Source organism: Gluconobacter roseus NBRC 3990, from assembly GCF_006538885.1.
GTDB lineage: Bacteria > Pseudomonadota > Alphaproteobacteria > Acetobacterales > Acetobacteraceae > Gluconobacter > Gluconobacter roseus.
The window spans coordinates 818,131-831,863 of the sequence record NZ_BJLY01000001.1 but is presented as its reverse complement, the minus strand read 5'-3'; the positions used below and the strand labels follow the sequence as shown (position 1 = coordinate 831,863).

At 60.6% G+C, this 13,733-nt stretch carries 14 protein-coding genes; 4 read left to right on the top strand and 10 right to left on the bottom strand.

Annotation, left to right across the window (positions count from 1 at the left end; genetic code table 11):
• Positions 1 to 16 precede the first annotated feature (16 nt).
• Positions 17 to 1,003: a glucosamine inositolphosphorylceramide transferase family protein gene (locus tag GRO01_RS03665; protein ID WP_231490271.1), complete on the bottom strand. Its 987-nt coding sequence runs from the start codon at positions 1,001 to 1,003 to the stop codon at positions 17 to 19.
• Between GRO01_RS03665 and GRO01_RS03660 the strand changes: the two genes are divergently transcribed.
• The 3 genes from GRO01_RS03660 (at position 1,002) to GRO01_RS03650 (ending at position 3,330) form a co-directional block, all read left to right on the top strand.
• A complete protein-coding gene (locus tag GRO01_RS03660; RefSeq protein WP_083541360.1) occupies positions 1,002 to 1,565 on the top strand; it encodes an MmcB family DNA repair protein in 564 nt (187 codons plus the stop codon). The genes GRO01_RS03665 and GRO01_RS03660 overlap by 2 nt on opposite strands.
• 10 nt (positions 1,566 to 1,575) lie before the next feature.
• Positions 1,576 to 2,364 (top strand): inositol monophosphatase family protein, encoded by a 789-nt coding sequence (locus GRO01_RS03655; protein WP_062509197.1) that lies wholly within the window; start codon positions 1,576 to 1,578, stop codon positions 2,362 to 2,364.
• 87 nt (positions 2,365 to 2,451) lie between these two features.
• Positions 2,452 to 3,330, top strand: coding sequence for a lipid-binding SYLF domain-containing protein (locus GRO01_RS03650; RefSeq protein WP_062509199.1), 879 nt, complete (start codon positions 2,452 to 2,454; stop codon positions 3,328 to 3,330).
• A 37-nt stretch (positions 3,331 to 3,367) separates the two neighbouring features.
• Here the strand turns inward: GRO01_RS03650 and mltG are convergent, their stop codons facing one another.
• The 7 genes from mltG to GRO01_RS03610 all read right to left on the bottom strand — a co-directional run bounded on the left by mltG (position 3,368) and on the right by GRO01_RS03610 (position 9,741).
• Positions 3,368 to 4,417, bottom strand: a complete 1,050-nt coding sequence (mltG, locus tag GRO01_RS03645) for an endolytic transglycosylase MltG (protein WP_062509201.1) — start codon at positions 4,415 to 4,417, stop codon at positions 3,368 to 3,370.
• 17 nt (positions 4,418 to 4,434) lie between these two features.
• Positions 4,435 to 5,721 carry a beta-ketoacyl-ACP synthase II gene (fabF, locus tag GRO01_RS03640; RefSeq protein WP_062509203.1) on the bottom strand — a complete coding sequence of 429 codons (1,287 nt, stop codon included), beginning with the start codon at positions 5,719 to 5,721 and terminating at the stop codon, positions 4,435 to 4,437.
• 123 nt (positions 5,722 to 5,844) lie between these two features.
• Positions 5,845 to 6,084 carry an acyl carrier protein gene (locus GRO01_RS03635; RefSeq protein WP_011253554.1) on the bottom strand — a complete coding sequence of 80 codons (240 nt, stop codon included), beginning with the start codon at positions 6,082 to 6,084 and terminating at the stop codon, positions 5,845 to 5,847.
• Positions 6,085 to 6,304: 220 nt separating this feature from the next.
• Positions 6,305 to 7,045, bottom strand: a complete 741-nt coding sequence (gene fabG / locus GRO01_RS03625; protein WP_041112235.1) for a 3-oxoacyl-[acyl-carrier-protein] reductase — start codon at positions 7,043 to 7,045, stop codon at positions 6,305 to 6,307.
• A 12-nt stretch (positions 7,046 to 7,057) separates the two neighbouring features.
• Positions 7,058 to 8,002, bottom strand: a complete 945-nt coding sequence (gene fabD / locus GRO01_RS03620) for an ACP S-malonyltransferase (protein ID WP_062509205.1) — start codon at positions 8,000 to 8,002, stop codon at positions 7,058 to 7,060.
• A gap of 72 nt (positions 8,003 to 8,074) precedes the next feature.
• On the bottom strand, positions 8,075 to 8,821 hold the full coding sequence (locus tag GRO01_RS03615) for a hypothetical protein (RefSeq protein WP_141306765.1): 747 nt from the start codon (positions 8,819 to 8,821) through the stop codon (positions 8,075 to 8,077).
• A 41-nt stretch (positions 8,822 to 8,862) separates the two neighbouring features.
• Positions 8,863 to 9,741 (bottom strand): class I SAM-dependent methyltransferase, encoded by an 879-nt coding sequence (locus tag GRO01_RS03610; RefSeq protein ID WP_062509207.1) that lies wholly within the window; start codon positions 9,739 to 9,741, stop codon positions 8,863 to 8,865.
• 258 nt (positions 9,742 to 9,999) lie between these two features.
• Here GRO01_RS03610 and GRO01_RS03605 point away from each other — a divergent pair, with 258 nt between their 5' ends.
• Positions 10,000 to 10,779, top strand: a complete 780-nt coding sequence (locus GRO01_RS03605; RefSeq protein ID WP_062509209.1) for an acetoin reductase — start codon at positions 10,000 to 10,002, stop codon at positions 10,777 to 10,779.
• A 45-nt stretch (positions 10,780 to 10,824) separates the two neighbouring features.
• Here the strand turns inward: GRO01_RS03605 and GRO01_RS03600 are convergent, their stop codons facing one another.
• Positions 10,825 to 11,550 (bottom strand): glycine betaine ABC transporter substrate-binding protein, encoded by a 726-nt coding sequence (locus tag GRO01_RS03600; protein ID WP_062509211.1) that lies wholly within the window; start codon positions 11,548 to 11,550, stop codon positions 10,825 to 10,827.
• A 74-nt stretch (positions 11,551 to 11,624) separates the two neighbouring features.
• Positions 11,625 to 13,721 carry a M13 family metallopeptidase gene (locus tag GRO01_RS03595; RefSeq protein ID WP_062509213.1) on the bottom strand — a complete coding sequence of 699 codons (2,097 nt, stop codon included), beginning with the start codon at positions 13,719 to 13,721 and terminating at the stop codon, positions 11,625 to 11,627.
• Positions 13,722 to 13,733: the final 12 nt, after the last annotated feature.

The following is a 13,733-nucleotide window of genomic DNA, read 5'->3' as shown; positions in this document are numbered from 1 at the left end:
CTGGAATACGCACCATTCAGGCGCCAAAAATTCGGCGCTTCAGATTAAGCAGGTCCCGCTTCGGGCCGAAGCCGATTTTCTTGACGTCGATCAGCGTCACCTGCCCTGCCGCAGACAGGGTGTGCATCCCGTCCGGATAACGCTTGCGCAAAGACGCCGGGATGGAAATCGACAGTCCTGGCGTAATCTTCGGCAAACCCCGCTCCAGCCCCTCGATTTCGAGCAGCCGGATCCCGCGGCCATAGGTTCCCCTACAGTCCTGCGTCGGCAGGAAAATCTTTCCCTCCACGATGGTCGGCGTGCCACCGGGACGGGCTCCCGCGCGGTCGTTCAGGAAAAGCCCGAGATTTTTCCACGGTCCCATCAGGGTGTCCGCCACGGAAATGTTCAGCAGGCTCTGCCGTTCGTCCTTATCGCCCGCAGGCGTCCAGAACATCCACCAGCGATTGGCATACTGGAATGGCGTAGCGTCGATCGCGGCTTCGGGGAAGTCGAAGGCCTCGACCCGTTCCCAGTCCAGCGGGAATGACTTCGCACGATACAGCGAGAGTCGCCCCGAACCGTTCGCCTCGGGCAGCATGTAAACTTCGCCGTCATGCTCGAACACGAACGGATAGGACAGGTGCCAGGGCTCTTCCAGGACGGTCTCACGGCGGACCATCTGGCCTGTTCCGTCATAAATCAGAACCTCGATCGTCCCTTTCGGACTGCGACAATCGAAGGCTTCGGCAAAGACATGCAGTTTCCCGTCCCGCCAGAACCCGAACGGATCAGCCAGAAAACGATGATCCCCGATATCGGGCAGCGTCGTGATGGGAAAGCCGTTCAGGCTGGCGGCTTCGATCACCTCCGTCAGAGGCGCGTGAACAATGGCGCAGCGCCAGTGATCCGTCCGCAAAAATGGCATGAAGCCCTCTCCCACAAAAAGCGTGACCGCAAAACGGCCGGTCAGGGTCGATCCCGGGGCAGACATAGAGCGCAGATCGGGGCAGGATGAAACCATGAGTACGGATCTTTCCGACATTCCCTGCCAGAGTCCCGATAAGAATTCCGTGCAGAGCCCCTGCGGCCTTCCGGAAACGCAACTGGCCATCCGGCGCGCCGTCCTTGGACTGTGCCGGACCATGAACTGGGCAGCCATCAATGAATTCGCCCTGCCCGCTGCGGGACGGCGGGCGGACATCATGGCGCTTCTGCCGGATCACTCCCTGACCTGCATCGAGATCAAATCCGGCCTGCGCGATTTCCAGACCGATCAGAAATGGCCGGAATACCGCGGCTGGTCCGATCGTCTGTTTTTCGCGGTGGATGACGGGTTCCCACTGGATCTGATTCCGCCGGATGTGGGCCTGATCGTCGTCAGCGTCAGCGCCGTCCCATCGGCCTTTCGCGACAGTATTTTGGCGGAATGCACGATCCTCCGGGAGCCCGCGCTCCACAAACTCGCCCCTGCCCGACGGCGCACGCTCCTGCATCTTTTTGCAACCACGGCTGCCAGTCGTCTCATGACCCTTGAAGACCCCGCCATCACGGCATCCCTTCGCGCTGCACGGCGCACAGACTAGGACTGTTTCCATGACTTTCGATCCGATTGCCGTCCGCCTCGAAGCCGCCCGTTCCGTTGTGCGCGATGCGGCCCAGCTTGCCCTCTCCCTGCGCCCCGCTCCCGGCGGCCCGACCGGAACCCTCAAGGGACGGCAGGACTACCTGACCGAGACAGATGGTGCCGTTGAAGCTTTCGTCAGCCGCCGCATCCAGGAGCTTTTCCCCGAGGACGGCTTTCAGGGTGAGGAAAATGGTGCGACACGTCAGGGCGGCTTCCGCTGGGTAGTAGATCCGATCGACGGGACGTCCAATTATGCCCGTGGACGGGACCGCTGGTGCGTCTCGCTCGGCCTGCTGGACGGAGACGAACCCGTTGCCGGCATAATCGACGCTCCGGCCCTCGGCGAAGTTTTCACAGCCCAGAAGGGCAAGGGCGCGTTCCTGAACGGCAAGCCGATCAAAGCCTCTCCCATTACCAATACGCAGGAAGCCATGATCGAAATGGGCTGGTCAGCACGTGTTGCCGCCGAAACCTTCAACGAAAAAATCGCCGCCATCATGGCTCTTGGCGCGATGCCCCGCTCGGGCGGTTCCGGCGCACTGGCCTTGGCCGACGTGGCCTGTGGACGTTCCGACGGCTATCTGGAAATCGTCATCCAGCTCTGGGATGTGGCGGCGGCTCTGATCATCCTTTCGGAAGCAGGGGCTGCGGTCTCACCTTTCCTCCAGACCGGCGGTCTAACAGGTGGTGCCACCATTCTCGCAGCCGCCCCCGGCATCGCGAAAGCGCTGTCAGCAGCCGTTGACGTGGAAATCTGACTTTCCCTCCCCCCGCACTCGTGATTTGGCCGCATTTGGCGCATAGTGCGGGAAACATTCCTACGATGACTGCAGAAGGTATCCTCCATGACCCTGTCCGGTCTCCTGCGTACGACAGTGCTCGTCGCTTCGGGCTGCGCCGCCCTGTCCGCCTGTTCCGATGCACCCCAGACCACGGCCAGCCAGCAGCAGATCATCGTCGATCGCGCTACGTTGGCGGTTCAGGATCTTTTCACGGGAACAACGACGCAGTCCCGCTCCCAGAAGCTGCTAGCACAGGCAAAAGCCGTCATGGTTTGCCCGTCCGTGCTGAACATGTCGTTTGGGATTGGCGGCTCCGGCGGTCGCTGCGTCCTGCTCAGCCGTGATGCCCGCGGATCATGGTCGGACCCGGCCTTTTACCGTCTGAGCACGGCTTCGCTGGGCTTACAGGTCGGCGTCCAGAGCGCGGAGACCATGCTGTTCATCATGTCCCAGCGTGGCATCCAGGCTATCCTCGACAGCCAGTTCAAGTTTGATGCCTCCGCATCCGCATCCTTTGCCAGCATCGGAACCGGTCTGGAAGACAGCACAGCTGGCGCGCACAATACGGACATCTACGCCGCACAGAAAAACCAGGGTCTCTATGCCGGTGCAGCGCTGGGTGGCTCGAAGCTGACGGTCGATAGCGGTGCCAACCGGGCCTATTATAACCAGACGGTCGGCCCCGAGGACATTATCGTAACGATGCGCGTCAACAATCCGGCCGCAGATCCGCTGCGTCGTGTTCTGATGTCCGTGGCACAGGTTCCAACGGCCGCAACAGCGACCTCTACCGTCTCACAGGCGGCCAGCGCAGCACGCACCACAGCAACACAGGACGCAGTCGGCAACAACCCGTACCCGACAACATATGATTCTTCGCGCCCGTATTCGTCACAGGCCGCCGGCGTACAGAGCCAGAGCCTTGCTCCCCTGAAACACTGAAACACAGGTACCCTGTCCTCTTAGGAGGGCGGGGTTTTCAGTTCTGGTTCTGGGGCGTCGCTGACAGGCGCGCATGATAGGCGCGGATGTTTTTATCCTGATCGGCCAAGGTCTCGGCAAAGCTGTGACCGCCATTTCCCGTCGCCACGAAATACAGCATCTTTCCTTCGGCCGGATGTGCCGCCGCATCCAGAGACGTCTGTCCCGGCGAACAGATGGGGCCGGGCGGCAGTCCCGCCTGAAGATAGGTGTTGTACGGCCCCGGCGTCTGAAGGTCGTCGTGGGTCAATGGCGCATCCAGCGTACCGAGACCATTACTGAGCCCGTAGATTACACTCGGATCCGTCTGAAGCCGCATCCCCAGTTTCAGGCGATTCAGGAACACCCGCGCCACCACCGGTCGCTCGGACGGCACGGCCGTTTCCCGCTCAATCAGGGAAGCCAGCACCAGAAGCTCCTGCGGAGACTGGATCAATCCGTCCAGCGCCTCGACATTCCGGCCGTCCCAGGCTGCTGCAAGCTTCGCCGCCATCATTTTCTGCAGTTTTTCAGACAAGACCTGACGCGGCGTGCCCCAGACATAAGAAACCGTCTGGGGGAACACGCTGCCTTCCGCAAGCGTCGGCAGATCACCGGTGAGCGCCGGAGCCTTGTTCAGAATGGCCGTAATCCTGAGAGCCGTCAGCCCTTCGGGCACCATGACCTGATGGGACACGGGTTTCCCATGGCGCAGGATCTCAAGGACATGCGCAACCGAGACCCGGGAGGGAAAACGCAGTTCCGCCGCATGGATCTGCCCGTCACGATGCGTTAGGAAGGTCGCAATCCGGAAAAACGTACCGGACGCCCAGGTCGGGGAAAGGATCCCGTCGTCCTGGAGCGCCTTTGTCACACGAGCATTATTGCCGTGTGGAATAACAAAAGTCTTCTCGTCCTGAAGCGGTCCGGGATCGGTATAATGGCCGTATCCTGCTACCAGTCCCGCAACGAGAAGCAACGGCGCCCCGAAGAGCGCTAGCTTCCGGCCAACCTTAGGCGGAAGAACGAGCTTCCGCGGTTCTTCGCTGTCAGACTGGCCTTCAGACATTCAGAACGAACCCTTCCTCAGTCCTTGAAGCGCTTGAGGATGATGCTCGCATTTGTTCCGCCAAAGCCGAAGCTGTTGGACAGGGCGACGTCGATCTTGCGCTGCTGGGCGACATGCGCCACGCGGTCGATTACGCTTTCACGCGCCGGATTATCCAGGTTCAGCGTTGGCGGCACGATTCCGTCACGGATCGCCTGAAGGCAGAAGATCGCCTCAACCGCACCGGCCGCACCCAGAAGATGACCGATGGCCGACTTTGTGGAGGACATGGCCAGACGCTTGGCGTCATCACCGAAGAAGCGCTCGACCGCATCAAGCTCAAGGTCGTCCGCCATGGTGGAGGTGCCGTGAGCGTTGACATAGTCGATGTCGGCTGTGGTCAGACCGCCGCTGTTGCGCAGCGCGGCCTTCATAGCACGGAACGCACCTTCATGACCTTCCGCCGGAGCTGTGATGTGATGCGCGTCGCCGGACATGCCGTAGCCGCCGATCTCACCATAGATCTTCGCACCGCGACGCTTGGCGTGCTCAAGCTCCTCAAGCACCACCACACCGGCACCCTCACCCATGATGAAGCCGTCGCGATCCTTGTCCCATGGGCGCGAAGCCTTGGTCGGATCATCGTTGGAGCCGGTGGACAGTGCACGCGCCGAGCAGAACCCGGCAATACCGAGCGAGCAGATCGCGGCTTCCGCACCACCAGCCACCATCACGTCGGCATCGCCATACTGGATGAGGCGCGAGGCATCACCGATGGCATGAACGCCGGTCGCACAGGCCGTCACGACAGCATGGTTCGGTCCTTTGAATCCGTAGCGGATCGAAAGGTGACCGGAAATCAGATTGATCAGGGCCGAAGGAATGAAGAACGGCGACAGACGGCGGGCTTTGCCGCTCGAAACCGTCAGGGAGCCGTCATAAATCGTCTGGAGACCGCCGATACCCGAGCCGATCATCACGCCTGTGGCGCAGCGACCGTCCTCGTCCTCAGGCTTCCAGCCTGAATCCTCGACAGCCTGAATGGCTGCGGCAAGGCCCAGATGGATGAAGCGATCCATCTTCTTCTGGTCCTTGACCGGCACCCAGTCGGACAACGTGAGACCGCCTTCCGCCGTCGGGCCATCCGGAACCTGTCCGGCGACCTGGGCAGGAAGTTCGGAGGGATCGAAATGCGTGATCCGGCCAATGCCGGACTGTCCTTCGATCAGCCGCTTCCATGTCAGTTCCGCGCCCACAGCCAGTGGGCTGACAACACCGATACCGGTTACGACGACACGCCGCCCGTTAGTTGCAGTCCCGCTCATCGATGCCTCTTGTCTCACGTTATGTCCGGGTCTTGCAGTCGGGCTTCATGAAAAGCCCGACTGTTCTTCCGCCTTGTCTGGCAAGACGGGAATCCGGAGCCGGAAAACCGGCCCCGGTCAGCCTCAGGCTGCCTTCTGCTTCTCGATGTAGTCGATGGCATCCTTGACGGTTGCGATCTTCTCGGCTGCATCTTCCGGGATCTCGACGGAGAATGCTTCTTCGAAAGCCATGACCAGCTCGACCGTGTCGAGGCTGTCAGCGCCCAGATCGTCGATGAACGACGCGTCCGGCGTTACCTTGCTTTCGTCCACACCGAGGTGCTCGACAACGATCTTCTTTACCTTGTCAGCAATATCGCTCATCTGTTCGTTCCTTATGCCCATCCGGGATCTCTGCCCGTCCGGTGCGTTACATCAAAACTCGTACTGCCGCCTGCCAGTCCGGAGGCCCGCAGGTCCCTCCAGAGCAGAGCCGTCCCCTTTGCAGGAGAGACGTTGCCGCCGGAAGAACCGGACATCAGCCTTCAGCAGGCCGGGCAAAGCAGCGCGCGATTAGCACGCTTTAACCAAAAAGGCCAAGCATTCACACCATCGCCATGCCACCATTGACGTGCAGGGTCGTTCCCGTGACCCATGCCGCCTCATCGGAAGCCAGATATACCACTGCGGACGCCACGTCACCAGTATTCCCCATCCGGCCGAGCGGAATGGAGCCAACCAGCTTCTCACGCACGGTTTCCGGCAGCACATCCGTCATCGGCGTTTCGATGAAGCCGGGCGCCACGACATTGACCGTAACGCCGCGCGGACCGGCTTCCTGCGCGAGCGACTTGCTCATGCCCACGATGCCGGCCTTGGCGGCGGCATAGTTGGCCTGACCGGCATTGCCCGTCGTGCCCACCACGGACGCAATGGAAATGATCCGCCCCGCACGGCGACGCAGCATGCCCTTGAGAGCAGCGCGGGCCAGACGGAACGGGCTTTCCAGATCCACGGTCATGACCTGCGACCAGTCGCTGTCCTTCATGCGGATGGCGAGCGTATCACGCGTCAGACCGGCATTGTTGACCAGAATGTCCAGCGGCGCCCCCGCAACGGCCTCGGCCTTGGCAACGAGGCCATCAGCCTCGGCCGGGTCAGACAGGTTGGCGACGGCGATATGGGCGCGCTCGCCCAGGCTGTCAGCCAGTTCCTGAAGTGCGGCTTCACGTGTGCCACTGAGCACGACCGTCGCACCCTGCGCATGAAGCTGACGGGCGATCGCAGCGCCAATGCCGCCGGAGGCGCCCGTAACGAGAGCAGTCTTGCCGGAAAGAGAGAACATGATCGGTTGTCCTTACAGGGTCTTGAGCAGGGCTTCGATTTCAGCGGGCGTCCCGGCATTGCTGGTCGCCAGTTCCGGAGCAATGCGACGGGCCAGACCGCACAGGACCTTGCCTGCGCCAAGCTCGTGCATGTTCGTGACACCCATGGCCACCATTGTCTGCACGCTCTCGCGCCAGCGCACCGTCCCCGTGACCTGCTTCACCAGAAGATCGCGGATGACAGCAGGATCAGTGACCTTGGCTGCCGTGACATTGGCGATAACGGGAACGGACGGCGCGTTGAGGGTCGCGGTCGCCAGTGCCTCTTCCATTTCGCGGGCAGCCGGAGCCATCAACGACGAATGGAACGGCGCAGAGACCGGAAGCTTCACGGCGCGCTTGATACCATGCTCCTTGGCGACGACGATGGCACGGTCAATGGCGCTCATGACACCGGAGACCACGATCTGGCCGCCACCATTGTCGTTGGCGATCTCAAGCGTCTCGCCCTGTGACGCCTCATCGCAGATCGAACGGGCCTGGGCCGCGTCAACACCCAGAAGAGCGGCCATACCACCCTCACCCGCCGGTACCGCGCGCTGCATGGCCTGACCGCGCAGACGCAGCAGACGCGCACCTTCAGCGATACCAAGCGTGCCAGCCGCAGCAAGGGCGGAATACTCACCCAGCGAATGACCGGCCACCAGAGCCGCCTTGTCCGCCAGCTTAAAGCCACCTTCGCTTTCCAGCGCGCGCACGGCGGCCAGCGAGACCGCAAAGAGCGCCGGCTGGGCGTTTTCGGTCCGCGTCAGTTCATCCGCATCGCCAGAGAACATCAGGCGTGACAGATGATCGCCGAGCGCCTCGTCCACTTCCTGAAAAACGGCGCGGGAGGATGCAAAAGCCTCATTCAGGGCCTGACCCATCCCGACGGACTGGCTCCCCTGTCCCGGAAAGACGAACGCGTGAACCGACATGGATCCCCCTGCTGGCAGTGAAATTAAGGTTTCGGGTGATGCGTCCTTGCGGGCCATCTGTCAAATCCCGCGTCATTTTTTCCGTTTGAGCGTGAAGAACTCGTTGGTCGGCACCTTCACGCGGATCATGGAAAACGGCCTATCGGACCGGAACACTGTCCCGCTCTGGTAATCCTGTGGCCGAAGGATGTAGGTGTAGGGCGTGGCTCCCTGATTATCGACCAGAAGCCGCGCTGTTCCATTCTCCACTGCCTCGAACCGTGCGCCGGGAGCGACATCGACCTTCAGACGATGGGCATCCGGGGCCAGAAAGGCGAGGATCACGCCAAAAAAGTTCCGGATGGAGGCGTTGATCTCCCCCATCCAGACCTCGGCCTGCTCTTTCGTGAAAGAGGGCGTCGGCAAGGGGGCCACCTCGATCGCCAGTTCAAGCTGGACCTTTCGTCCGGGCGGCAGGGTCAGCAGGACGGGCGGGTTTTCAGCCAGCAGAGCATCAGAACGGGGAAAATGCATGTCCCGGTCATTGCCTACAAAAAGCGGAATATCACCGCTTTTGGCATGGAGCACGACATGCGCTTCGGATGGCACGGCATGATCGGGCAGGATATCGCCCAGAAAATGCAGTGACAGATCCTTCCGCGCGCGTTCCGGCAGACGGTCGAACCGGTCATAGACCCAGTGGATGCCCTTGTAGCTTCCAACACGCATGGCACGCTGGCCGGTCACGGTTACCGTTTCCGCAGTCTGGGCCACAGCGCCGCAGAGAGGCATGAGCACAAAACCGGCAACCAGAAGCGCTCTGATACTGGTTTTCCTCACACCCTTCTCCTCACGCCCCGTCACTTCATGACAAATAGTGACTATCCGATCTTCTGCATCACGATCAGCACCTGAGGCAACCGCACAGGGTTGTCCAGATATTCGATCAGACGGAACAGACCGCCCCAGCCCTTGATGATATAGTTCCGCGGAATGATGGCCTCACCATAATGCGACTGGGGCTGCGGCGGTTTCGAGGACGCTGCATGCAGGAAGCGCCCGGCTTCAAACTCGGCATTGGCCCGCGCTTCGTCGATGAAACTGTCCGCGCAGACTTCATGCCAGGGATGTTCGAGCCTGATGCCGGAGGCACGCTTGAGGCGCTGTTCGGCACAGAAGGCAATGAACCTGCGGCTCTGCGTCGTCATGACCAGCATCCCGCCCGGTTTGAGCAGACGGTGGAACTCCCGCACCCAGTGCCCAGCCAGAAACTCATCCAGATGGGAGAACACCGACCAGGACGTAATCAGGTCAAAGCTTTCCGATGTCAGGAAAAGCGGCGGAACAAGTTCACTACTCAGAAAATTGAGGGCCGGATTAGCCCGTCGCGCCGCCATGAGAAACCGGTCCGTAATTTCCGCGCCGTACAGGTTCGCCGGCCGGATATCTTTCATGAAAAGCCGGGCGATACGCCCCCATCCACAGCCAAAATCCAGCAGCATCGTCTCGGCCCGCACCGGACGCCCGGCATAGGCGCAGTAGGCCTTGATTTCCCGGAAAAAGACATGCGCTTCATGGATGGAAATTTCCCCATGATGCCCGTGAATTTCCCTCTGAAGGTCATCCGGCGGAAAAGCCGGCATCGTCACGCCCTGGATTTCAGGAATATGCACCGACGACACCAGAACCTGAAGCCACTCTTCATCACTGATGCCACCGAATGCATCAAAAACGGCGCTAATGCTGTCCGGTTGGTTCATCAGGTCCTGCCAAAGCCTCGTCGTAACGTTTATTTAACGCATCCTTGCAGGCACGGGAACACATGACGAGCGGTCCATTTCCGAAAACCGCGATCTTCCGGGCGGCTCTCCGGACATGCCTTGTCCCCTTTCACACAATCCCGTGTCACTTTTGGAAAACGGGTAATTTTTTGTGGCAAGCGGAAAGTAATGGGGCGATGGTTCCCGCCGTCATGGCAGTCACATGCCGATGACGGACAATCGAAGGATCTTTTTTCAATGTCCCTTTCTGGAAAAATCGCCGCAGTTACGGGTGCAGCCCAGGGTATCGGCAAGGCCATTGCGCTTCGTCTGGCCAAGGACGGCGCGGATCTCATCCTGCTGGACGTCAAACAGGACACGCTCGCCGAAACCGCAAAGGAAGTTGAAGCCCTCGGACGGCGCGCTGTGGCCCTGACGGCCGATATCAGCAACCGCGACCAGTTCCGCAGCACGCTGGCCGATGCCGCAAAGCAGCTCGGTGGCCTGGATATCATGGTCAACAATGCCGGGATCTGTCAGGTCAAACCGGTTCTGGATATCGAGCCTGCGGAAATCGAAAAGATCTTCAGCATCAATGTGCAGGGCGTGCTGTGGGGCATGCAGGCTGCTGCCGGGATTTTCAAGGAGAAGGGCACCAAGGGCAAGATCATCAATGCCTGCTCGATTGCCGGACACGAAGGCTATCCCCTTTTGGGCGCCTATTCCGCAACCAAATTCGCCGTCCGCGCCCTCACACAGTCCGCGGCCAAGGAACTGGCATCCTCGGGCATCACGGTCAATTCCTATTGCCCGGGCATCGTGGGCACGGATATGTGGGTCACGATCGACAAGCGCATGGCCGAGATCACCGGCACGGAAGTCGGCGCAACCTACAAGAAATACGTTGAGGGAATCGCGCTCGGTCGTGTGGAGACGGCGGATGATGTCGCCGGTTTCGTCGCCTATCTCGCCAGCAGCGATGCCGATTACATGACGGGGCAGTCCGTCCTGATCGATGGCGGTCTCGTTTTCCGCTGAGACCAGAAAAAAGGGGGCCGGTTTCCCGCGCCCCCTTTTAGTTTTTCAGCGGCCGATCAGGCGTCCGCGCTGCCAGGCCTCGGCAGCGCCTTCAGGGTCCTGACCTTCAATGGAAATGACATAATCCAAGGCGCTCATGACCTTGTTGCCCAGCATCATTTCCGAAAGCTCGTCGAGCAGATCACTGTCCGCCTGACGCGCCACATCCTCGCGCATCACCATCCGGGCCGACATCTCGCCACCCAGCAGACGCGCCGGATCCTCGATCACGGTCAGCAGATCCGTGTGGAAGACTGCATGAGGCTGGGTTGCCACCACCAGCGGCTTCTCGCCAGCCTCACGCGCCTTTTCCAGACGCTCGATCAGCGCCCCTTCCCCGATGCTTTCGATAGGCAGCACCGAAAGGGCCGGAAGCTGCTTGAGGGCCTCTTCCAGAGCGTGACGGCTGTCATCGCTGACGATAATCCGGTCCACATCCGATGACGTCAGCGTACTGACGGGACCCAGCGGCGTGAGAGCCGCAAAGCTGACGACAGGCTGGTACAGATCGCCCAGAACCCGACGACCGGGACCGGCAAACCTCTCGTCCCGCGGAAACCATGCGGAGACAAGAAGATCGACTTCTGCCCCTTCGAGAGCGTCCTCGATATCATCGGGGTCCAGATCGACATATTCGACCTCGACCTCATAAGCCTCAAGAACGCGCGCGACCGCGCTGGCACAGCCCGCATGCAACGAGGTGTACAGATGGCCGATCGTCATTTGCGTCATGAGAATGGGTCCGTCAGGTAGAAAAGTGAAACGTGAGACCGTGATTAGGCCCCACGTTCCGATTTGTCACGACCTTACCAGATCTTTACGCGCTGATCCGGTGCCAGATAGAGCTTCTGGCCGGGCTTCACACCAAATGCCTCATACCAGGCATCGATGTTGTGAGCCGGGATATTGACGCGGGTGATGGCCGGAGCGTGCTCGTTCGACAGCATCTGCTGACGCAGCGCATCCGGACGATCCTTTTCACGCCAGACCTGGGCCCAGCCGAGGAACACACGCTGGTCGCCCGTCAGACCGTGCACGACCGGCGCGGGCTTGCCGTGCAGCGAGTCATGATAGGCCTGCAGACCAAGGTTCAGCCCGCCGGAATCCGCGATATTCTCACCCATGGTCATCTTGCCGTTCACATGCGCACCCGGCAGGACTTCCTGTGCGTCATACTGCGCGCCCAGACGGTCAGCCAGCTTCTGGAACGCATCCGTCGAAGCCTTGGTCCACCAGTCATTCAGACGGCCATGCTCGTCGTAATGACGGCCCTGATCGTCGAAGCCATGGCTCATTTCGTGACCGATCACGCCACCAATGGCACCGTAATTGACGGCTACATCGCCCTTGGGATCGAAGAACGGCGGCTGGAGAATTGCAGCCGGAAACACGATCTCGTTCATGGTCGGATCGTTATAGGCATTCACCGTCTGCGGCGTCATGCCCCACTCGTCACGATCAACCGGCTTGTCGAGCTTGTCCAGATCGTGCTGCCAGTTGAACGCCACGCCACGCACGGCATTGCCGTAGACGTCGCCCTTGCGGATATCGAGCTTGCTGTAATCCCACCACTTCTTCGGATAGCCGACCTGAAGGGCGAAATGGTCCAGCTTGTTCAGGGCCGCCTTGCGGGTCGGCTCGTCCATCCAGCTGTTGTATTCAAGACGCTCGTGGAAAGACGCCTTCACTTCCTGCACCAGTGACGTGATCTGCGCCTGTGCGGAAGGCGGGAAGTAACGTGCCACATATTCGCGGCCCAGAGCCCAGCCCAGAGCGCCATTTGTCACGCGCACGGCGCGCTTCCAGCGCGGGGACTGCTGCGCCACACCTGACAGCGTATGGCTGTTGAAGTCGAAAGACGCATCATAGAACGTGCTGGACAGATAGGCCGCTGCATTGTCGCCGAGATGGAAGGCGAGCCAGGCCCGCAGCGTTCCGATATCCGCACCCTTCAGAACCGTGGCCATGGCCTTGATCCCGGCTGGCTCGCGCACGTCGATCTTGCGGTTTTCCAGCCCCTCGGCCGGCAGGCCGGCACTGATCAGGAATGCAGACCAGTCGAAGTCCGGAGCAAGCTTCTGAAGCTCGGAAACCGGCATCGGATTATAGGTCTTGAGCGGATCACGGGTCTGGTCACGCGGAACCTCGACCTTGGCCAGAGCTGTTTCGAGATCGACGACAGCCTGTGCGTTCTTTTCAGCGTCCGGCCAGCCCTCAAGCGTCAGCATCTTGGCGATATAGGCCTGATAGGCCTTCTTCTTGTCCGCCAGCTTGGGGTTTGTGTAATAGCTCGTATCGGGCAGACCGAGACCGCCGCCAACACCGATGCTCATGCCCTGATCGAGCATCAGCATGTAGTGCTCGGGGTCCTTCTGGTCCTGCTCCACGCCAATCTGGAATGTCGTGAACGCCATGGATTTGAGCGACGATCCGAATGCCGTGGCCAGACCCTTGCCGTCATTGACGTTGCGAATCTTTTCCAGATCGGTAGCGAGCGGCCTGGCCCCCAGGCGATCCACGGCCTTCTGGTCCAGGAAGCTGGCGTAATAGGTGCCGATCTTGCCCATGTCGTCCGTCGGCTGGTCAACGGACTTCTTTGCGGCTTCGTCAAGAATGGTCTTCTGACGCGACAGGGACAGCTCGTAGAGGATCCGGAACGGGCCGTAGCTGCTCATGTCGCCGGGGATCTTGAGGTTTTTGAGATAGGTGCCGTTGGCATACTCGAAGAAATTGTCGCCCGGCTGAACGGCGCGATTCATGCCGGCTTCATCAAAGCCCCAGCCAGCGTTGTAGCCAGCGGCCTGAGCACCAGAGACCGTCAGACCTGCCACCAGGGCGAGAAGGCTGGCGCCCTGCTTCAGAGCATGTCGCGACGTAAGAAATTGTTTCACATTGTACCTCATTCCAGAATGGTG